Source organism: Pseudomonas sp. K8 (genome assembly GCF_014889455.1).
GTDB classification, from domain to species: domain Bacteria; phylum Pseudomonadota; class Gammaproteobacteria; order Pseudomonadales; family Pseudomonadaceae; genus Aquipseudomonas; species Aquipseudomonas veronii.
Genome location: NZ_VJWO01000008.1, coordinates 15,271 through 34,777, shown reverse-complemented (window position 1 = coordinate 34,777; position 19,507 = coordinate 15,271). Strand labels below are relative to the sequence as shown.

General features: G+C 55.1%; 19 protein-coding genes and 2 pseudogenes. 10 read left to right on the top strand and 11 right to left on the bottom strand.

Going from position 1 to position 19,507, the window contains the following annotated elements; genetic code table 11:
• Positions 1 to 126: 126 nt before the first annotated feature.
• The 4 genes from INT12_RS08085 to INT12_RS31190 form a co-directional block, all read right to left on the bottom strand.
• Positions 127 to 3,285: an efflux RND transporter permease subunit gene (locus INT12_RS08085; RefSeq protein ID WP_069553010.1), complete on the bottom strand. Its 3,159-nt coding sequence runs from the start codon at positions 3,283 to 3,285 to the stop codon at positions 127 to 129.
• Positions 3,282 to 4,757 carry an efflux RND transporter periplasmic adaptor subunit gene (locus tag INT12_RS08080; protein WP_034114904.1) on the bottom strand — a complete coding sequence of 492 codons (1,476 nt, stop codon included), beginning with the start codon at positions 4,755 to 4,757 and terminating at the stop codon, positions 3,282 to 3,284. The genes INT12_RS08085 and INT12_RS08080 overlap by 4 nt, the downstream gene beginning before the upstream one ends.
• Positions 4,754 to 6,010: a TolC family protein gene (locus INT12_RS08075; protein ID WP_034114905.1), complete on the bottom strand. Its 1,257-nt coding sequence runs from the start codon at positions 6,008 to 6,010 to the stop codon at positions 4,754 to 4,756. The genes INT12_RS08080 and INT12_RS08075 overlap by 4 nt, the downstream gene beginning before the upstream one ends.
• A 100-nt stretch (positions 6,011 to 6,110) precedes the next feature.
• Positions 6,111 to 6,452 (bottom strand): hypothetical protein, encoded by a 342-nt coding sequence (locus INT12_RS31190; RefSeq protein WP_080758782.1) that lies wholly within the window; start codon positions 6,450 to 6,452, stop codon positions 6,111 to 6,113.
• A gap of 350 nt (positions 6,453 to 6,802) precedes the next feature.
• On the opposite strand from INT12_RS31190, the pseudogene INT12_RS08070 reads away from it, so the two are divergent.
• Positions 6,803 to 7,939 (top strand): annotated as a pseudogene (locus INT12_RS08070) (MFS transporter).
• Positions 7,940 to 7,968: 29 nt separating this feature from the next.
• On the opposite strand, the gene INT12_RS08065 reads toward INT12_RS08070, so the two are convergent.
• Both INT12_RS08065 and INT12_RS08060 read right to left on the bottom strand, forming a co-directional pair.
• Positions 7,969 to 8,436, bottom strand: a complete 468-nt coding sequence (locus INT12_RS08065; protein ID WP_069553036.1) for a DUF411 domain-containing protein — start codon at positions 8,434 to 8,436, stop codon at positions 7,969 to 7,971.
• Complete coding sequence (locus INT12_RS08060) at positions 8,426 to 9,082, bottom strand: c-type cytochrome (RefSeq protein WP_083272243.1); 657 nt, start codon at positions 9,080 to 9,082, stop codon at positions 8,426 to 8,428. The genes INT12_RS08065 and INT12_RS08060 overlap by 11 nt, the downstream gene beginning before the upstream one ends.
• An 18-nt stretch (positions 9,083 to 9,100) precedes the next feature.
• Between INT12_RS08060 and INT12_RS08055 the strand changes: the two are divergent.
• A pseudogene (locus INT12_RS08055) lies at positions 9,101 to 9,954 on the top strand (IS5 family transposase).
• A gap of 198 nt (positions 9,955 to 10,152) precedes the next feature.
• On the opposite strand, the gene INT12_RS08050 reads toward INT12_RS08055, so the two are convergent.
• The 4 genes from INT12_RS08050 to INT12_RS08035 all read right to left on the bottom strand — a co-directional run bounded on the left by INT12_RS08050 (position 10,153) and on the right by INT12_RS08035 (position 13,806).
• Positions 10,153 to 11,253, bottom strand: a complete 1,101-nt coding sequence (locus tag INT12_RS08050; protein WP_169850847.1) for a copper resistance protein B — start codon at positions 11,251 to 11,253, stop codon at positions 10,153 to 10,155.
• On the bottom strand, positions 11,225 to 11,497 hold the full coding sequence (locus INT12_RS08045) for a hypothetical protein (protein ID WP_139273583.1): 273 nt from the start codon (positions 11,495 to 11,497) through the stop codon (positions 11,225 to 11,227). Before INT12_RS08045 ends, INT12_RS08050 begins: the two co-directional genes overlap by 29 nt.
• Before the next feature lie 12 nt (positions 11,498 to 11,509).
• Positions 11,510 to 13,381 carry a copper resistance system multicopper oxidase gene (locus INT12_RS08040; RefSeq protein WP_115128420.1) on the bottom strand — a complete coding sequence of 624 codons (1,872 nt, stop codon included), beginning with the start codon at positions 13,379 to 13,381 and terminating at the stop codon, positions 11,510 to 11,512.
• A 218-nt stretch (positions 13,382 to 13,599) separates the two neighbouring features.
• Positions 13,600 to 13,806, bottom strand: coding sequence for a co-regulatory protein PtrA N-terminal domain-containing protein (locus INT12_RS08035; protein WP_034114927.1), 207 nt, complete (start codon positions 13,804 to 13,806; stop codon positions 13,600 to 13,602).
• A 399-nt stretch (positions 13,807 to 14,205) separates the two neighbouring features.
• Between INT12_RS08035 and flgB the strand changes: the two genes are divergently transcribed.
• Entirely contained in the window at positions 14,206 to 14,619 is a 414-nt protein-coding gene (flgB, locus tag INT12_RS08030; protein ID WP_092237211.1) for a flagellar basal body rod protein FlgB, read from the top strand.
• A gap of 269 nt (positions 14,620 to 14,888) precedes the next feature.
• Here the strand turns inward: flgB and INT12_RS08025 are convergent, their stop codons facing one another.
• Positions 14,889 to 15,089 carry a heavy-metal-associated domain-containing protein gene (locus tag INT12_RS08025; protein WP_034114911.1) on the bottom strand — a complete coding sequence of 67 codons (201 nt, stop codon included), beginning with the start codon at positions 15,087 to 15,089 and terminating at the stop codon, positions 14,889 to 14,891.
• 627 nt (positions 15,090 to 15,716) lie between these two features.
• On the opposite strand from INT12_RS08025, the gene INT12_RS08020 reads away from it, so the two are divergent.
• From INT12_RS08020 to tnpB, 7 genes are all read left to right on the top strand, one after another.
• Positions 15,717 to 15,956, top strand: coding sequence for a hypothetical protein (locus INT12_RS08020; RefSeq protein ID WP_092237208.1), 240 nt, complete (start codon positions 15,717 to 15,719; stop codon positions 15,954 to 15,956).
• Positions 15,957 to 16,366: 410 nt separating this feature from the next.
• Complete coding sequence (locus INT12_RS08015) at positions 16,367 to 16,642, top strand: metal/formaldehyde-sensitive transcriptional repressor (protein ID WP_092239330.1); 276 nt, start codon at positions 16,367 to 16,369, stop codon at positions 16,640 to 16,642.
• Positions 16,643 to 16,661: 19 nt separating this feature from the next.
• Positions 16,662 to 17,570, top strand: a complete 909-nt coding sequence (gene dmeF, locus INT12_RS08010) for a CDF family Co(II)/Ni(II) efflux transporter DmeF (protein WP_092239333.1) — start codon at positions 16,662 to 16,664, stop codon at positions 17,568 to 17,570.
• 113 nt (positions 17,571 to 17,683) lie between these two features.
• Positions 17,684 to 18,058 carry a hypothetical protein gene (locus tag INT12_RS08005; protein WP_092239335.1) on the top strand — a complete coding sequence of 125 codons (375 nt, stop codon included), beginning with the start codon at positions 17,684 to 17,686 and terminating at the stop codon, positions 18,056 to 18,058.
• Between the two features lie 2 nt (positions 18,059 to 18,060).
• Entirely contained in the window at positions 18,061 to 18,243 is a 183-nt protein-coding gene (locus INT12_RS08000) for a DUF1289 domain-containing protein (protein WP_092239337.1), read from the top strand.
• Between the two features lie 601 nt (positions 18,244 to 18,844).
• Positions 18,845 to 19,168, top strand: coding sequence for an IS66-like element accessory protein TnpA (gene tnpA, locus INT12_RS07995; protein WP_186352298.1), 324 nt, complete (start codon positions 18,845 to 18,847; stop codon positions 19,166 to 19,168).
• Positions 19,165 to 19,500: an IS66 family insertion sequence element accessory protein TnpB gene (tnpB, locus tag INT12_RS07990; protein WP_034139925.1), complete on the top strand. Its 336-nt coding sequence runs from the start codon at positions 19,165 to 19,167 to the stop codon at positions 19,498 to 19,500. Before tnpA ends, tnpB begins: the two co-directional genes overlap by 4 nt.
• Positions 19,501 to 19,507: the final 7 nt, after the last annotated feature.

The following is a 19,507-nucleotide window of genomic DNA, read 5'->3' as shown; positions in this document are numbered from 1 at the left end:
CGCAGTTCCGATAGAGTTCGATCACCGATTGATTATAAAGGTCGCCCCCTGCCAGACCAAAAAATCAGACTGCTGGATGACGTTGCACAAACAATCATGGGGCGTGCAGTGGCGGACACAATCACTTCATGGCCTGCTTCCTTCCGAGGGTATGGATTCAACCGCGAGGCGTCGTCGGCGCATCAATCGGTAAGCTGCCGGGATGACAAATAGGGACAGTAAGGGCGCGGTAACCATACCACCGACCATGGGCGCAGCGATGCGGCTCATTATTTCGCTACCGGAACCGCTGCCCAATAGGATCGGTAATAGGCCAGCAATGATGACCGCCACCGTCATGGCCTTGGGTCGAACCCGCTGCACGGCTCCTTCGCTAATTGCTGCTATTAGCCCTCGCTCGGTACTGTCGCCGGCCTCTACACGTTCGGCCCAGGCGTTTTTCAAGTAGAGCAGCATGATCACGCCGAATTCGGCAGACACACCCGCCAGAGCAATGAATCCGACGCCGGTAGCCACCGACAGGCTAAAGCCGAGTAGGTAGAGGAACCATGCCCCACCAGTAAGGGCGAACGGCAAGGTGGCCATGATCAGCAAAGCCTCGTCGAATCGGGAAAACGTCAGGTACAGCAGCACGAAAATGATCATCAGCGTGGCCGGCACTACCAGCTTGAGCCGTGCGTTGGCTCGTTCAAGAAACTCGAACTGCCCCGAGTAACTCAGGCTCATGCCTGGCTGCAGCTTGACCTGCTCATTGACAACACGACGCAGATCGGCAACCACTGAGGCAATGTCCCGGCCACGTACGTCGATATACACCCACCCGGAAGGTCGGGCGTTCTCGCTCTTGAGCATCGGCGGGCCTTCACTGACCTTGACCTTCGCCACCGTGCCAAGGGTGATCTGGCTCCCTAGCGGAGTGTAGATCGGCAGTTGCTCTAGGGCGCCAAGCGAATCACGCCACTCTCGGGGATAGCGCACATTGATCGGAAAACGGGCGAGCCCTTCAATGGTCTCGCCAACATTCTCACCACCAATAGCACCGGCGACGATCGACTGCACATCAGCGATATTCAACCCGTAGCGGGCAGCGGCTTTGCGGTCGATATCCACATCGATGTAGCGGCCGCCCGTCAATCGTTCAGCCAGAGCCGAACTGACCCCGGGCACGTTTTTGGCTACGCGCTCGACCGCCTGAGTCGCCGCGTCGATTTCCGTCAAGTTTGTGCCGGCAATTTTCACTCCAATCGGACTCTTGATCCCAGTGGCGAGCATGTCCATGCGGTTGCGGATCGGTGGTATCCAAATATTAGTCAGCCCAGGGACGCGCACCACTCGATCCAACTCTTCCACCAATTTTTCCTGGGTCATACCAGGACGCCACTGTTCGCGTGGTTTGAACTGGATAGTGGTCTCGAACATCTCCAGCGGCGCCGGGTCGGTAGCGGTTTCGGCACGACCAGCCTTACCAAAAACGTGTTCGACTTCGGGTACCGTCTTGATCAAGCGGTCGGTCTGTTGCAGCAGCTGCGCCGCTTTCTGTGCCGACAACCCCGGCAGAGCCGAAGGCATATAGAGCAAATCGCCCTCGTCCATTGCAGGAAGGAACTCGCCACCCAAACGAGAGATCGGCCACAACGCGCTGAGGAAAACCATTAACGCGATTAATAGGGTGACTTTGGGTCGATGTAACACCGCATCAAGGGCCGGCTGATAGATCCTGATCAACCAGCGGTTTAGCGGGTTCTGGTCCTCTTTGGGGATCCGACCACGAATCCAGTAACCCATCAGTACCGGCACCAGGGTTACCGAGAGTCCGGCCGCCGCCGCCATGGCATAGGTCTTGGTGAAGGCCAATGGACCAAACAGACGACCCTCTTGAGCCTCCAGGGTGAACACCGGGATGAACGATAGGGTGATGATCAGCAGGCAGAAAAACAGCGCCGGCCCCACCTCCGCCGCCGCTTCGGTTATCACATGCCAGTGACGTTCGCCCTTCAACTCCTCCCCAGGATGGGCCACATGCCAAGCCTCGATCTTCTTGTGAGCGTTCTCGATCATTACCACGGCGGCGTCGACCATGGCGCCGATGGCAATAGCAATCCCGCCAAGGGACATGATGTTGGCGTTGATTCCTTGATGCCGCATGACGATGAAGGCAATGAGCACCCCCACCGGCAAAGAGATAATGGCCACTAGGGATGAACGTAGGTGCCAGAGAAATATCCCACAGACCAACGCGACGACGATGAACTCCTCAAGCAGTTTGTAGCTGAGGTTTTCCACTGCGCGGTCGATCAGTTTGCTGCGGTCGTAGGTGGTGACGATTTCCACCCCGGCCGGCAGACTGCTTTTCAGGTCGTCCAGTTTGGCCTTGACCGCCGCAATGGTTTCGCGAGCGTTCTTGCCGCTGCGCAGAATCACCACGCCGCCGACGGTTTCGCCTTCGCCGTCGAGTTCAGTGATGCCGCGGCGCATCTCCGGCCCCAGCTGGATCGTCGCCACGTCGCCTAGGGACACTGGCACCCCGCCAGCACCGAGCTTGAGCGGAATGGCACGAAAGTCATTCAGCGTCTTCAGGTATCCGGAGGCGCGCACCATGAACTCGGTCTCCGCCATCTCCAGCAACGCACCACCGGTTTCCTGATTGGCCTTGCCAATAGCGTCGGTTACCTCAGCCTGAGTGATACCGAGGCTGGCCAGCTTGAGTGGATCGAGTTGGACCTGATACTGCTTGACCATGCCACCCACGGTGGCCACCTCCGCAACGTTGGGCAGGGTCTTGAGTTCGAACTTGAGGAACCAGTCCTGCAAGGCGCGCAGTTGCGCCAGGTCGTGTCCGCCACTGCGGTCCACTAGTGCGTACTGATAGATCCAGCCCACGCCTGTGGCGTCTGGCCCCAAGGACGGTTTGGCGGAAGTCGGCAGTCGGCTTTGGACCTGACTCAAGTATTCCAGCACCCGGGAGCGGGCCCAATACAAATCGGTACCGTCTTCGAACAGCACGTAAACGAAGCTGTCGCCGAAAAAGGAATAGCCGCGTACGGTCTTGGCCCCTGGCACCGAGAGCATGGTGGTGGCCAACGGGTAGGTCACCTGGTTCTCAACGATCTGCGGCGCTTGTCCCGCATAAGGGGTGCGGATGATTACCTGAGCATCGGAGAGATCCGGAAGTGCATCGATCGGCGTGCTCTGAACCGACCAGACGCCCCAGACCGTGACGAAGATCGTCGCCAGCAGCACTAGAAATCGGTTGGCCACTGACCAGCGAATCAGGGCGGCGATCATGGCTGACCCCTTAGTTTTTCCAGGCGTTCAATGCGTAAACCATCATCGGTTTGGCTAACCGATACCCTAACCTTGTCTCCCGTCTTGAGACCTTGAACGAGAGCAGGGTCAGTCAATGGGAAGGTCATGGTCATACCAGGCATGCCCAGCGTCTTGAACGGACCAAGGGCGATTGTTACGTCTTGGTTATTGATCTCGACGATCTGCCCATCCGCCTCATGAAAGCTGGAGGCTGCTGCGCTGGGTGGTGACATTTCCAGCGTGCTCGCAACAATGCCCTTGAGACTGGCCTCAGAGTCGAGCAGGAACTGTCCAGAGCTGACTACCTGCTGACCTTCTTCCAACCCCTTCAATACCACCGTTTTGCCTTCGTTTTCCTGCCCGAGTTGCACTTCTAGGGGGCGGTAGCGACCCGCGTCTTCGGCGAGCATCACCAGGACGCGTCGGCCGGTGCGAATGATTGCCTCGCTCGGCACCCACAGCACGCTTTGTTCGGTAGAGCGTTTTAGGTGCACCTGGGCCGTCATGCCCGGCCTGAGTCGCCCATCAGGGTTGGGCAGTTCGACCCGGACACGCACAGTTCGGCTGTCGGGGTTGGTTTCGGGCAGAATCGCACTGACTGTGCCCTTGAGCACTGTTCCCGGAAAGGCTGGCAAACGTGCTTCTACCGCTTGCCCCATGATGATCGATCCAGTCTCCGACTCTGGTACGGCCACTGCCAGCCAGACGCTGCTCAATCCATTGACTCGAGCCAGAGTCTCGCCGGCCGCCACGGTCATACCCGAGCGTACATCCAACTCTTGCAGTACACCGCTAATGGGGCTGGTGAGCGTCAGGACCGGCTGGGTCTTGCCGCTTCGCTCCACTTGAGCAATCAGCGGTGCTGGCATCCCGGTCAAGCGCAAGCGCTGGCGTGCTGCCGCCAGCAAGTCGGCATCGCCACTGCGTTTGAGTGCGAGAAACTCTTCCTGAGCAGCGGCCCATTCCGGTACCAGGATATCGGCCAAAGCCGCATGGGCTTTGAGCACATCGCCTGGAGCACGGGCGTACACTCGCTCCACAAAGCCAGCAGTACGCGATTGAATCACTGCAACATCCCGCTCGTTGAATGCCAACACACCGACCACGTCCAAGTTGGAAGTAAGCACGCCGCGAGTGACTGTGGCCACTCGCAAACCGAGATTCTGGGTCAGGCTGGGGTCGATACTGATGGCCGCACTGTCCGCTGCAGCATCCGCGTAGCGGGGCTTCAACTCCATATCCATAAAGGGAGACTTGCCTGGTTTATCGAACTTCTGCTGCGGGGACATCGGGTCGTACCAATACAGTACTTTGCGTTCGTCTTGGGCTTTAGGGGCCTGTTCGGCTGCGCTATCAGGCATGCGCTGTTGAGCGAACCAGTAACCGCCGGCAGCGCCCAAGGTAATCGAGAGACCTGCCAGCAAAGCCCCTTTCCAGATTCGAGTACTCATTGATTGGTGTCCCCATAGGCGAAATACAGGCGAGCACTGGTGAGGGCTCGCTGTTCTTCGAAGTCGATCTGTTTGAGGCGGGCCTCGATGAGTTCACGTCGGGCAGTGATGACAGGTGCCAGGTCGCTTTTACCGGCCCGGTAGCTGGCCATGGTCATCCCGACTTTTTCCTTGGCCAGGGGTAACAGACTGTCCTGGCTGCGGTACACGGCACGGTTCAGACGCTCGTATTCGGCCAGATCGTCCTCCAGTTGCTGGGTGTGTTCACGTACGAGAGCTTCGCGCTCGGCCTCCAACTGATTCAGTTCAGCGTGTTTGGCGGCGATCTTCGGGTTCTGTCGGGACTCGGGGAACAGTGGCAAGTCGAACGTGAACTGCACGCTGACCATGTCGCCGAACTGACGGTTGCGGCGCTGGTAATCAAGCTCCCAACTCCAGTCGGACTGCTTTTCGGACTCTGCTTCACGGACCTTGGCCTGCGCTTCGCGAGTCATTGGCGCGTATGCCGCCAATGCGGGGTGATATTGCAGCTTATGGGAATAACCTGAGGTATCGATGGGCCACTCGGGCAAGCTGCCGACGGGCTGGTCATTGGCCGCTGGGCCAATCCAGCGTTTGAGGGCCGCTCGGGCTTGCGCACGCAGGCGAATTAACTCGTCCTGTTGTTCCGCCAACTGAGCCGCCTCCTGTTTCGGCGTTACTGCATCGGCAGGTTGGGCACGACCACCGGCGATCTGCGCCCGGACGGTATCGGCCAACAGACGGTTCTCCCGGTAAAAATCCTGAAACAGCACCTCTTTACGCTCGACGGAGTAGCTGCTGATCCAGGCCAATGCCGTGGCCTGACGAACGTTCAGCCGCTCGACACGGCCTTCGGCCGCGGCTCGATCTACGGCCGCCTCGGCAACTTCGATACGCGCCCTACGCTTGTCACGATTGGGCACCTCCTGCATGACGCCGACCATCTGCATGGTCATACCGTCCTGCTCGAGGCGCCAGCGGTCAGGGCCACCGATGGGATAGTCTTGTATGCCCAGCAGGAGCTTCGGGTCGGGTAGTTCTCCAGCTGGAATGGCGGCGCTGCTGGCCGCTTGCAGTTTGGCCGCTTGGGCGGTCAGCGATGGTGCATTGTTTTCAGCCAACCGTAAGGCTTCGTCGAGTGTCAGGGGTGCAGCAAGGCTTGGCAATGCCAGCACGCTTGCCGCCAGGGCAGCCACGAGGGGCCAACCGGTGCAGTAGCACTTGGGATTCATGTTCACGATTCCTGTGATGATCCACTGCGCGTGTCTTGGGCTCGCGCGCAGATATGCCATCCCGCGCCAGGGCGGGATGAGGCTCAGTGGGGTACAGGAATCAAGCGCGAGGCGGTCGCCACACCCCGGAGGGAGCCTGAGTAGACAGGGAGTCGCTGAAGATTGTTAGTATTTGCGGACTGGACAAACGGGTGGCAGGTTTCCCCAACAACACTTGTAGCAGACTGGCGCTCCTGCATTCCTGACCAGGTTTGCAGGGTTTGCCATGATCGGCGGAGCTGCTCATATCACCGCAACAGTCCTGGTTCATATCATCCATCATGGTCATACCCGTCGTGTTCGTCGGGCAAGGTTCTGTCGGTGACTGAATGCCCGCCATCCCGCTCAGGGGAAGCGCCAAGCTGATCAGAAAAATGAGGAACAACCGCAGATAGCGTTTCATGCGAGGAAGTTTAGTCGCTGGCGACGGGCGATACCATTACGAATCTGTCAGGTAGAACCAGCAGCAACGGCGCTCCTTAATTTAGCGGCCTGTCTATACGCATGCTGATAGGTCAGGCTTCGTAAATGATTGTCTCGTGAGTCGGTAATGCCACGATAAGGATCACCGAAATGGGTAGAACCAGTGGACCGTGCCGAGAACAGCGCTCAACAACAGATAGATACCCGCCAAACACCTACTATCCTACCGCCTATAAGTTTGTTGAGCAGATAGCTCAATATGAGCTCGCCGCAACAGAATCACTGGACGCTGTAGATACACTTGCGGACGACAGCCAAGGAAACTGGAATATGTCCGAGACAATAGCTACACATAGCATTCCCCGTACGGTCTGGGCGCTAGGTTTCGTCAGCCTGTTCATGGACTTTTCTTCAGAAATGGTTCATAGCTTGCTGCCTATCTTTCTGGTGGGCACTCTAGGCATCAGCATAATCACTCTGGGTCTGATCGAGGGCATTGCGGAGGCGACGGCCCTGATAGTGAAAGTGTTTTCAGGGGCGATCAGCGACTACGTCGGTCGTCTCAAGGGCTTGCTGCTGGTTGGCTAGGGTCTTGCGGCACTCACCAAGCCGCTCTTTCCATTGGCTCACTCTGCAGAAATGGTGTTCACCGCACGCTTTCTGGATCGGATCGGCAAAGGTATTCGCGGCGCTCCACGTGATGCCCTGGTCGCTGATGTATCGCCACCGCATATCCGTCGCTTGCTTCGGCTTACGTCAATCCATGGATACGATAGGGGCCTTCCTCGGGCCAGCAGTAGCCATCCGCCTGATGTATGCCTTCAGTGAAAACATTCCACTGGTGTTATGGATCGCGGTGATACCGGCGTTGGTAGCGGTCAGTCTGATTTTTATTGGCGTCGATGAGTCCGAACACGAGCATTCAGCTCAGCGCTTTCGTTCACCCTGGCACGTTTTAGTGAGGCCTTCCTGGGCTTGCGCGCTCAGCAAGCAGGGTTGTCTGCAACCTGGGTGCCGATAGTAATGGTGGTGATGGCCTTGTTCTACACGCTCTCGGCCTACCCTGTGGGGAAGCTCTCTGACCGTGTAAGTCGCACAAGTCTCCTCAGGGTCGGGTTGATATTGCTGATCTTGTCCGATCTGGTTCTAGCCAGTGCCGAGTCCGTCTCAATGTTGATACTCGGCGTCGCCCTATGGGGACTTCATATGGGATTTAGTCAGGGGCTACTGGCTGCGCTTGTCGCTGACACGACACCGGCAGAATTGAAAGGAACCGCTTTCGGGATTTTCAACCTGGTGAGTGGTGTATCCATGTTGCTGGCAAGCGGGATTGCGGGGTTATTTTGGCAAACGTATGGCTCAGCAATGACATTTTATGCCGGCGCGGTTTTTTCTGCGATAGCGCTCATACTGCTGATAGCACAACGTAGCAAGAGCACACATCGCTTGCATGATCACGGGCAGTGATCATGCAAGAATCAAGGAAAGTTTGAAACTTAGTTTGCCATGTACTCGGCAATCACTTGGTCAGTACCTGCTTTGCTCAGGCCGATGACCTGATAAACATCCTGCTTCCCACCGACCTCCATGCCAGGCGAGCCTGCCGGCATGCCCGGCACAGCTATCCCGATAAGGTCGTCGCGTTTGCTCAAAGCAACTATTTGCTCGGCAGGCACGTGGCCTTCAACAAACTTGCCGTTGATCACCGCGGTGTGGCATGACGAGAGACGCGGAGCAACACCCAGGCCCTGCTTGACCGCGCTCATGTTGGTTTCTACATGATCAACGACGGTGAAGCCGTTAGCTTCAAGGTGCTGCATCCACTTCTTGCAGCATCCACAGTTAGCGTCACGATGGACGTCGATCGTCATCGATTCTGCTGCATGACCAGCGGAACTGATAAACAGAGCCGCGAATGCAGCGAGGCGAAGTGCCCGGCCAGGACGAAGAAAGTTATTTCGCATGGGTATGCTCCTTCCCATCAGCATGGGTATGAGTTTTTGGCTGATCCGCAGGAGCATCTGCACCCTCAGTATGAGCATGCTCAGTACTTTCATCCTGAGAGGGTGCTGCGTCTTCATCATGAAGATGCGCACTATTTTTGTCGTCATGATGATCGTCGGACTCAGCTACTTCTTCAGCGCCGCCTGCATCATGATGTCCAGCGGCAGCCTCTTTTTGACCGTCATGCTGTCCTTCATGGTTATGCATTTTGGTCTCGCCGCCACCGTGTTGGTGGCCATCGCTGCTTGCTGTCAGGGCCTTATATTGCTCTGCATCCAAGGCGGGAAGCTGCTGAAGAAAAGCAACCATCCCCCAGATGTAGGGGTCGGCCATGCTTTTGCCCCAGGCTGGCATGCCTGTGGACTTGATACCGTGCTTGATGATCCAGAAGGCGGCAGCTGGATTTCCATCAACGCCCAGTTTTGAAAGATTTGGAGGTGCCGGGTAAAGACTTTTACTCAACTCGGTTCCAGCGACACTCGGAGCGAGGTGGCAGCCAATGCACATTGAGTTGTAATTGCCTGCACCTGCACGAATGAGAGCTTCATCGCTTAGGCTCTGTACGTAAACCCAAGAAATACGATTTTCTGTAAAATACACCGCCATTAAAGCCAGGAGGCCAAGATGGCAAAGCGGTATGAACTCCCCGACGCAGCCTGGGATCTGGTTGCAGATATCTTCACCAAAAATCAGCGCACCGGGCGCCCTCGGGCCGATGATCGCCTGATGCTAAACGGTATTCTCTGGGTGCTTTGCTCTGGCGCAGCCTGGCGAGACATGCCCGAACGATTCGGCCCTTGGTCAACGATCTATCAACGGTTCCGAGGATGGCGTGATTGCGGAGCTTTTGATCAGATGCTCAAGCGTCTTCATATCCGATTGAATGAGCAGGGTTTGATTGACTTGGAAACATGGATGATCGACTCCACTGCCGTACGAGCAACCCGGGCCTCATCAGGTGCCGGGAAAAAAGGGGATTTGAAGAACCGCAAGACCACGCGCTCGGGCGCAGCCGGGGTGGCCTGACGACCAAGATTCACATGCTGTGCGACGCCAATGGTGTGCCTCTGCGTTTCCTGTTGTCAGGCGGACAAGCCAGCGATATAGCCTATGCCCAACCGCTACTCGATCAGGCTTGCATACCCAGCCTGCGCGGTCGCCCACGCAAGCGTTGCCGCTGGTTGCTGGCTGACAAGGGTTACGACGCTGAAGCGCTGCGCCAGTATTGTGATCGTTATCGCATGCAGCCAGTCATTCCGTTGCGAAGCATGAAGCGCAAAACCAAGCCAGGATTGCCTCGACTTTTTGATCGCCCCAAATATCGGCAGCGCAACATCATCGAACGCATGTTTGGCTGGCTGAAGGAGAACCGTCGCATCGTGACGCACTTCGACAAGCTCGCAACAAGTTTTGCGGCGATGGTCTCATTGGCCTGCGCTATGCGGTGCTTGCGACAATACTTTACGTACAGAGCCTAGGTCGGGGACTTTAATGTCGCGTGAACGCACTGCAATCGAGCGATCCCGAGCAGTGGACAGAAGTGCGTAAACGGGATCGGAGTGGGGTTCATCGGCCCCAACGTTGAACACACCAAAATGCACGACGCCGGCCCCCATGATGACTGCAACCACACCGGCAGCAGCCAACGTTTTTATTGTTCTTTTCATATAAGGTTCTCAAAACCACATCCGAATACCTACGACAAATCGCGCCTCGTTCGTATCCTCTCCTTCATCGCTAGCGAGGTCTGCGGTCTTGCCATAGGAGCGACTCCAGGTAACGCCGATGTAGGGGGCAAACTCGCGGACAAGCTCGTAGCGCAACCGCAAACCTACTTCGGTATTGGCCAAACCAGAACCAATGCCGCGTTGCGGGTCGTTTTTCCCGTAAAAATTCATTTCGGCTGTGGGCTGCAAGATCAAGCGATTGGTAAGCAGAATGTCGTAATCGCCCTCTAACCGAGCCGCGGTCTGCCCGTTCTCACCAATGAATGCGGTGGCTTCCGCTTCAAAGTTGTAGAGAGCCATCCCTTGGATACCCAAAGCGCCCCAAGTCTGTGGCGAGCCTGGTTTAAAATCTTGACGCACCCCGGTAACAACGTCCCACCACGGACTGATCGAGTGCCCCCACAGTGCTGTGAGTTCGGCGCTCTCGGTTACACCGTTGGTACGTTCACCTTCCGAACGCAGCCACAGACGATCAACGTCCCCACCGATCCATCCCGTAGCGTCCCAGCTCAGGGCACTGCCGTTGTCAGCGTCCTGATACTCGAACTGATCGAGGAGAAAGAACGTGTTGAGGCTTTTGTCAGAGAGGCCATGACCAGCCACCGGAGGAAAGGCGGCTTCACGATCAGCGTCGGTCAGTACCGGAATAGGGGTTCGGCTCGTGGTAGTCGCCCTTGCATCCATACTCATTTTGCTGTGGTCCATGCCTTCCATCTGGCCTTGATCCATTTGCCCATGATTCATTTTGCTATGGTCCATCGGCTTTTCTTGGCCTTGGCCCATGTTCATTTTACTGTGGTCCATAGGCTCCATCGAACCATGATCCATCTTGGAATGGTCCATCTGGCTGTCTTTGGCGGGGATCGACTTTTGAACCCCCGAGGGTTTCGAGTCCGAACTCGAGGGCATGGTCATCGACGGATCCATTGCCTCAGCGGCGTTCGCCAAGCCAAAAAAAGCGGGGCTGATGGAGACGGTCAGTGCCAGCAGGGTTGGGCGTAAAAAATTACTGGTCATGATCTCAATCCGCTTTTTTAGTTTTTTGGTCATGATCCATCGACTCATCGCTCATTTTGCTGTGATCCATCGAGCCATGGTCCATGGAACTGTGATCGGTTTTGGATTCATTGGTCTTGGGTTTTTGGGTTGACTCTGGCTTGTCCGTTGATGATGCAGGAGTTGGATGGGAATGATCGCCACCGCTTTCTCCTGCCAGTGCAACGGGCACTCCCCCTAATAGGCCAATGACGAGGGCGCAACCGATCAGCGACTTACGATTCAGATATGTGTTCATAACCCGTCTCCTTTACTCATCAACCCGTACTTCACGGAACATGCCCATTTCCATATGGAATAGCAGGTGGCAGTGATAGGCCCAGCGACCCAACGCATCAGCGGTGACTCGATAGCTGCGTTTGGTTCCTGGTGGCATGTCGATCGTGTGTTTGCGCACCATGAATTTCCCGTTCTCATCCTCAAGGTCACTCCACATACCGTGGAGGTGGATGGGGTGAGTCATCATGGTGTCGTTCACCAGCGTAATGCGCAGACGCTCGCCATACTTGAGGCGCAATGGTTCGGCGTCAGAGAATTTGATGCCGTTGAATGACCAGGCGAACTTTTCCATATGACCGGTCAGGTGCAGCTCAATGGTGCGATTGGGCTCGCGGCCATCCGGATCCTGGAAAGTGCTCTTAAGGTCAGAGTAGGTAAGCACGCGACGGCCATTGTTGCGCAAGCCAATACCCGGATCGTTGAGCTTCGGCGTAGGGGTCATGGCTTGCATGTCAACCAGGGGGTTATTGGTTTCGGAGGCGGGGTGAGTCTGCATCTCTCCGCCCATGCCGCCCATGCCGCCCATACCTGCCATACCGGACATGTCACCCTGGTCCATACCTGCCATATTGCTGTGGTCCATACCGGTCATATTGGACATGTCATCCTGGCCCATGCCGGTCATTTTGCTGTGATCCATGCCGGCCATACCGGACATGCCACCTTGCTTCGTAGCGCCGCCATCCATGCCCGCCATGCTGCCATGGTCCATACCGGCCATACCGCCCATCCCCATGTCATCCATGGTCACAAGAGGGCGAGGATCAATCGCCGGTATCGGCGCCTTCAATCCTTCGCGCACGGCCAAGGTTCCGCGCGCATAACCGGTTCGATCCATGGACTGGGCAAAAATGGTATACGCCTCTTGACTGGCAGGCTCGACGATCACGTCATAGGTCTCTGCCACGGCGATGCGGAATTCGTCGACGCTGACCGGGTTGACGTGCTGGCCGTCGGCGGCCACAACGGTCATTTTCAAGCCTGGGATACGGACGTCGAAATAGCTCATACCCGAGCCGTTAATGAAGCGTAGGCGCAGCTTCTCTCCCGGCTTAAAAATACCTGTCCAGTTACCGTTGGGGGCCTGGCCGTTCATGAGGTAGGTGTAAGTATCCCCACTGACGTCCGCGAGATCGGTGGGGTTCATTTTCATTTCGGCCCACATCTTCCGATCCGCCACTGTCGCGGACCAGCCTTTCTCGCTGACATCGTCGATGAAGTCGCCCACGGTACGCTTGTGGTGGTTGTAGTAGTCCGATTGTTTCTTGAGCTTGGCCATGACGCGAGCAGGATCTTCATCGGTCCAGTCGGTCAGCATCACCACGTAATCGCGGTCGTACTGAAAAGGCTCCGGCTCTTTTGAATCGATCACGATGGGGCCATATACGCCAGCTTGTTCCTGAAAGCCCGAGTGGCTGTGGTACCAGTACGTACCGTTCTGATGCACCTTGAATTTATACTCGTACATGCCATCGGGGGCGATGCCGTGGAAACTCAAGCCCGGCACTCCATCCATGTTGGCCGGCAAGATGATCCCGTGCCAATGGATTGAAGTGTCCTGATCCAGGCGGTTTTTTACCCGCAGCGTGACCGTTTCCCCTTCGCGCCAGCGCAGCAATGGTCCCGGCAAGGAGCCATTGATGGTCATGGCCGTGCGTGGCGAGCCGGTGATGTTTACCGGGGTTTCACCAATAAACAGATCAAATTCGTTGCCGGTGAGTACGCTCGGCAGACCAGGACTGGTCACTGCCCATACAGGAGTGCGCCAAAGGCCAAAGCCGCCGAGAATGCCACCAGCGGCCAAGCCTTTAACGAATGTCCGCCTAGAGGTTTTGGAATGCATGCCGTTTATATCCAGTCAGTCGAAAGGGAAACCGTGTGAAACACGCTGTGGATTATGCTTATAGGTTAGCGGGCTCTCAGGAGCTCGTCTCGAATCTCTATGAACCTTGCCCGCCGCCGCAAAGGACTAAACTCATAGGGCAGGCGAGCTCAGAAATTGCCACATTTTAACCACCGAGGTGATTACATTTCTGTCAGCTTGGGAGTGCATCGAGCCGTTCAATATTTGGCTTGGTCGACAGCGTTGGCTTTGCTCTCGGCTACTGGGGGTTGAGTGCCTTGCTTTTGGGCAATTTGGTACGCGTCCATTGACCTCTTCATTGCAGCCTCCATGCGCGCGAACGTCCGGTCACCGCCACCTTCGGCCATCGCCAGAGAAGAGACGGTCAAAGCGGCTATGACAAACAGGGTTTTAATGGATTTCATGGGGGTATCCTCGAATAAGTTTTGGTCATCCCGTTGAATCCACATTGAAAAATGATTCTTGGGGGCTGAGCTCAAGGCTCGATATAACTTTAGGACTCATCCCCTGTCAGAAACCTTAGGTGAATATTACAGTTGTGTCAGGCTGCCACTTTTCTATTGAATAGCAGGCGGATTAATTCGTAAGCTCTCACTCATCCAAGTAACACTGCATCGTATTTAACCGATTAAAATTTATATATGACAATTTTGTAAGCTTCCTGTCATTTTTAAAGAGATTCGACGGTTTTTGAACAGCTGAACAGGATCTGAAATTCGCCGACGCTGATGCATTGTATTTAACCTTGAGTGTTCGATATGCGTATTGCGTCGGGACTGGTAATTCCACAAAGGTGATTAGACGTGAGTATTAATTTTGAAAAAGCCGTTGGTTCTGCGGAAAGAGCGTTAATTTATCGCAGCCAAAGAGCGGAGGTGCTGAGCAATAATATAGCTAACGCCGATACGCCAAATTTCAAGGCCCGCGACTTGGACTTTCCTGCCTTGCTTGCAAGCCAGTCAAAGCGAATGACGGATGCTCAGTTTTCTTTACAAACAACAAACCTAAAGCACATTGCTGGGAACGGATCAGCAGCCGAAATTGATGAGAGAGCTTTACTTTACAGAATTCCAAATCAACCGTCCCTGGACCAAAATACCGTGGATCAGCAAGTCGAGCTTGCGAAGTATACGGAAAATGAAATTCATTTCGAGGCAGCGTTCACCCGACTCAATGGTTCATTTAAAGGCCTGATTAAGGCTCTTCGTGGGGAGTAATTGCCAAAAAACAAGTACTTGCACTATAGAACAGGCCGGTTATCTCTGCCCTGGTTGCCCTAAAGTCAATGTCAGCAGACTTCGACCCATTGCCTACCACATTGTGCTCATTGAACCATTGAGGCGGGCTGGATAGGTGCTGAAGCTATTACTCCAGGAAAGCGCTAAGAAGACTTTGATCAGCTTATCTCGGCCCTGGGCTCATATCTGAAATGAGCCCAGGGAGAGCCTGTATATGGGAGCGTTAAAGCTGGAGCGGATCAGCACCATCAGGCGCTGATTTTGGAAGGAAAACCCAATGTTTCCACAGCTGCGCGGACTCGCTCAGGGTTTTCGCTACTTTCAACGTTGACCTTGCCGGCAGCACGATCCACCAAAACCCTTGCCTCGCTATCCAACGCGTGAATAGCTTTGGTGATTTTGCTAATGCAGCTGCCGCAACCAATGCCGGACACATCTAAGACGAACATAGTTATTCCTCTCGTATTGAGCGGCTTCTTTAGCCGCAAACACAGCATAAACGTTGACATGATGGCAAGGTCAAGTCTTGCCTGCACCCTGGTTTGGGGAGATCGCAAAAAAAGGAGTTCCGCACACTAAGCGACAACCGACCGGCTTCAGCCTTTGTGACACGGCCTATGTCCGGTTGGAGCAGGGGTCATGCCGAGATAAGGGAAAATTAGGACATTTGCTTCGCATGCGGTTGTTCTATAAAGGCTTGCGTGCAATCCACCTCAAGTCCTCCTGAATGGCTGGCGACTTCGGACAATCCGCGCACGCCTATCGCGTTGTCTGGGGTGCATAGAGAAAACGGAAAAAATCGTACGATAAGCCCCTGCTGACAGTCTGTAAGCCCTTGCGTTGTGCAGTCTGTGTCCGAATGGAGTACGCCTCAACCCGGCGTCAGGCCGGACGACGGAGGTACGTCAAGGTAGGGTCTATTTCGGCTTTTCCTGACGTTTCCCTACAAACCTCTATGAGCTCAACCTGACAGGCCACCGCCTCGGGTTGTTTGGTTGTCATAGGACTTCTCAAAACTTGAAGAAGTGGCGGGCTGTCGCTATTAGTTAAGGTTCACTCAACACAAGGACGCGAAGATGATCCAGAGATTCGTTGTTGTTCCTGCGATCCCCACCGAAACAGGATCGGTTCGCAATGGAGCTCGCTTTCACTCCACTACAGTTCCGGCTGGTTTTGATATTTATGACAATCAAGGTAAGCAGCGATTGCAGTTCACCTACTCGACACGGATAGAAGCAGATGCGGAATGCGAAAGACTGAACATGGAGTGCGATCAAACCACCATAACAACACCTACCCGCATCAGCTCACCATGATCTGTACGAACGCAATTTACTGGTCATCTGTTCAGCGATGCGGACTGAAAACAAAAAAACCGTCATGACTGACGGGATTTTTGTTGATGGGAGCTGATCCTTCAGCTCCCATCATTGTAGTTAAGAAATGAGGAGGCATGCGTTTTGAGATCCCTGTTGGTCGGCCTGACGCCGGGTTGAGGCGTACTTCAACCGGACGCAACAGTGCCGAACAATGCTTGCAGCAGAGCAGCATGGCTTAGCGTACAAACATCTCCGTTTTCTGCGATTACCCCCTTCGGCCTGACCCTCCACACTTGAAGCATCGCTTTCCAGCAAGGCACTGCGGGCGGCCTCTCCGTCATACGACGCTTGCATAGGGGTACTAGGTATGCCTATCATGCGACTTGCATAGGTAGGAGGGGTATACCATGGGTCACACAGCTTCAAACAAAGACGCTCTTCTCAAACGAGTTAAACGCATCGCAGGACAAATCCAGGCAGTTGAACGTGCTTTGGAATCGGATCTCGATTGCGCAAAAACATTGCATCTTGTCGCCGCCACACGCGGGGCCATCAATGGATTAATGGACGAAATTATTGAGGACCACGCCAGGGAGCATGTAGCGAACCCAGCGCTCAGCGATGAAGAGCGCAACAAGGGTGTCGAAGAACTTATTGAAGCCATTCGCCGCTATTCAAAGTGAAGAAACCAGGTACAAGTTCATGAGTAGCAGCACCAATATCGAAATTAATCACATACACGACCACGTATTCCTTGGGTCAGCGCACGAAGAAAATGCCAAACGTACCCTTTGGGTCGTGGCGCTTACGGTGGTGATGATGGTTGGCGAAATCACCGCCGGTTATATCACTGGCTCGATGGCTTTACTTGCCGATGGTTTTCACATGGCGACCCATGCGGGCGCTTTGGGCATCGCAGCGGCTGCTTACGGATACGCAAAACGCCACGCGTCCAGTAATCGTTACAGCTTCGGTACCGGTAAGGTTGGAGATCTGGGTGGGTTTGCATCGGCGCTCATACTCGGCATGGTGTCCCTGGTAATCGGCGTAGAGTCAGTAATGCGCCTCCTCCAGCCAACGGAGGTTCAATTCGGGACCGCTACGCTCATTGCGATTGTTGGCTTGATCGTAAACATTGTGAGCGCGCTTCTGCTTGGCCACGGCCACAGTCATGATCATGATCATGGACATCACGGGGATAACAACCTGAAATCAGCGTACGTCCATGTAATAGCGGACGCACTGACCTCCGTGCTGGCAATTGCTGCATTGCTCGCTGGCCGGTATCTCGGGTGGGTATGGCTGGATCCGGTAATGGGTATTGTTGGTGCCATCGTTATCGCGCGTTGGGCGTGGAGCTTGATGGGTGTGACCTCTGCTGTACTGCTAGATCAAACTGATGAGCACGTTGCAGAGGAAATCCGTGAGCTGGTTGAGAAGCCAGGCGATGCAACCATTACAGACTTGCATGTCTGGCGGGTTGGACCAGAAGCGCATGCGGCTATCGTAAGCGTCCTTGGCGAAGCCACTGCGAACGCCGAAATCATTCGTGAACGTCTCAAGCCTGTTCACGAGGTCAGCCATCTGACTGTCGAATTTCGACCTGTCTGATTCAGTCTGATTCCTCTGGTAAGGGGCTCTAATTGAGCCCCTTCGCTAACTCGCTTTGTTGAACCCGCCCGTTGCAGGGCGCCCCCCATCTATTGCCTCCAAAGGAGCCCGCAATGCCCTTAGGCAAACGTGAACTTGCGCGGATCGAACGCGGTTTAATTGCAACTCTCACCGAAGCTTGCGAAACGGCAAAATCTGAAATCAAAGGCTTTTCCTGGCTCACCCACGAAGCTGACTTAAACGCGCTTCCTGAAACTCTAAAAGTGATCTGGGTTTTCGAAACGTTAGCAGACAAAAAGCTTGCCCAGTCTAGCGCGCAGAAGGTGCGCATCTTTGAGCTGACTGCCATGGCGCTGAACGGCGCAAACATTGATCTGCGCCCATCAGACCACAATGTACGGTTCGACTCTGAGGAGGAGTGCCAACGAAGTCATGGTGGCGATTGGCAGAAGCGGTTGGCGCAATCACGCGTGACAAAGGGTTATTGACGATGGCTAAAGAAATCGAAAGTCCATGCATTTCAGTTTGCCAGCTAAGTGGCGATCTTTGTGTGAGCTGCGGGCGAAGCAAGGAAGACATTAGGAAATGGAAACGAATGAAGCGGCCCGAAAAGATGGCTGCTGTCCAAAGGGCGAACATGCGTCTGAAAGGATTGAAGAAAACACAGGGATAGCTGGGATTGTTCCCGACATTCGATGAAAGGCTCGCTAAAAGCAGAATTCACGGATTGCCGTCAACATACAGGCCGAACAGGATGTTATGGCATAACAATTAAAATCAGTGAGTGATGCCGTCTTCGGTGTTCCACAGCACAATCGCGGCGGTTACCAGGCTGAGGCCGCTGGCCCGGTAGCGCTGTGGAACACCGTCTACCTGGAGCGCGCAACCCAAGGGCTGACTGAGGCCGGAAAGCCGACAGGATCGTCATTTCACACAAACAAAACGCAAGATTCGAATCCTTCTGAAAAAAGCTAAGTGAATCATTCAGTTACAGGTCTAATGTCCTAATTTTCCCTTATCTCGGCATGACCCCGAGCACACCTCAATCAGGCGTCACCCGTCAGGGTCGGGGATCGTACGCATGCTAGACCTTGCACTGGGTACGCAGGTAGGAGCCGCCAGCACCTTGTTTCTGGTCGCCCCCGACAATCGCCGTGATGAGGTTGCACAGCGTATGCGTCCGGCCAAGTCATCTACCCAACCCCGCAACGCTTGGACATGGTGTGCACTTAATTTAAGTGGGCACCAGTTCTAGCCTTTTAAGCGGGTATGTCATGCAGCCAACACGCCGTTCCTATTCCAAATCCTTCAAGGCCCAGGTCATTCAAGAGTGTGCCCAACCCGGCGCTTCGATTGCCGGCGTCGCCCTCAGCCATAGCCTCAACGCCAACCTCGTCCACAAATGGATTCGAGTGCACGCGCACAAAAGCTCAGCGCTTCAACCAGCATTTATCCCATTGCCCATGCAGATAACGGCACACCCACCTTCATCGAATATCAGCATTGAGATTCTGCACCCACGCGGCACCGTCAAAGTGAACTGGCCGACCGATAGTGCTGCTGCCTGCGCCGCTTTCCTTCGAGACGTGTTGCGATGATCCGTATCGACGCCATTTGGCTCGCCACCGAGCCCATGGACATGCGCGCCGGTACCGAGACTGCGCTGGCCAGGGTGATCGAGGTCTTCGGTGCGGCGAAGCCGCACTGTGCTTATCTGTTTGCCAATCGCCGCGCGACTCGGATGAAAGTGTTGGTACATGATGGGATCGGCGTTTGGCTGGCTGCACGTCGCTTGAACCAAGGCAAGTTTCACTGGCCAGGCCTTCGACAAGGCAGCGAAATGCAGTTGGATACTGAGCAACTTCAGGCCTTGGTGCTCGGCCTACCTTGGCAACGTGTTGGCGTCGGCGGTGTAATTACACTGCTTTAAAAAACTT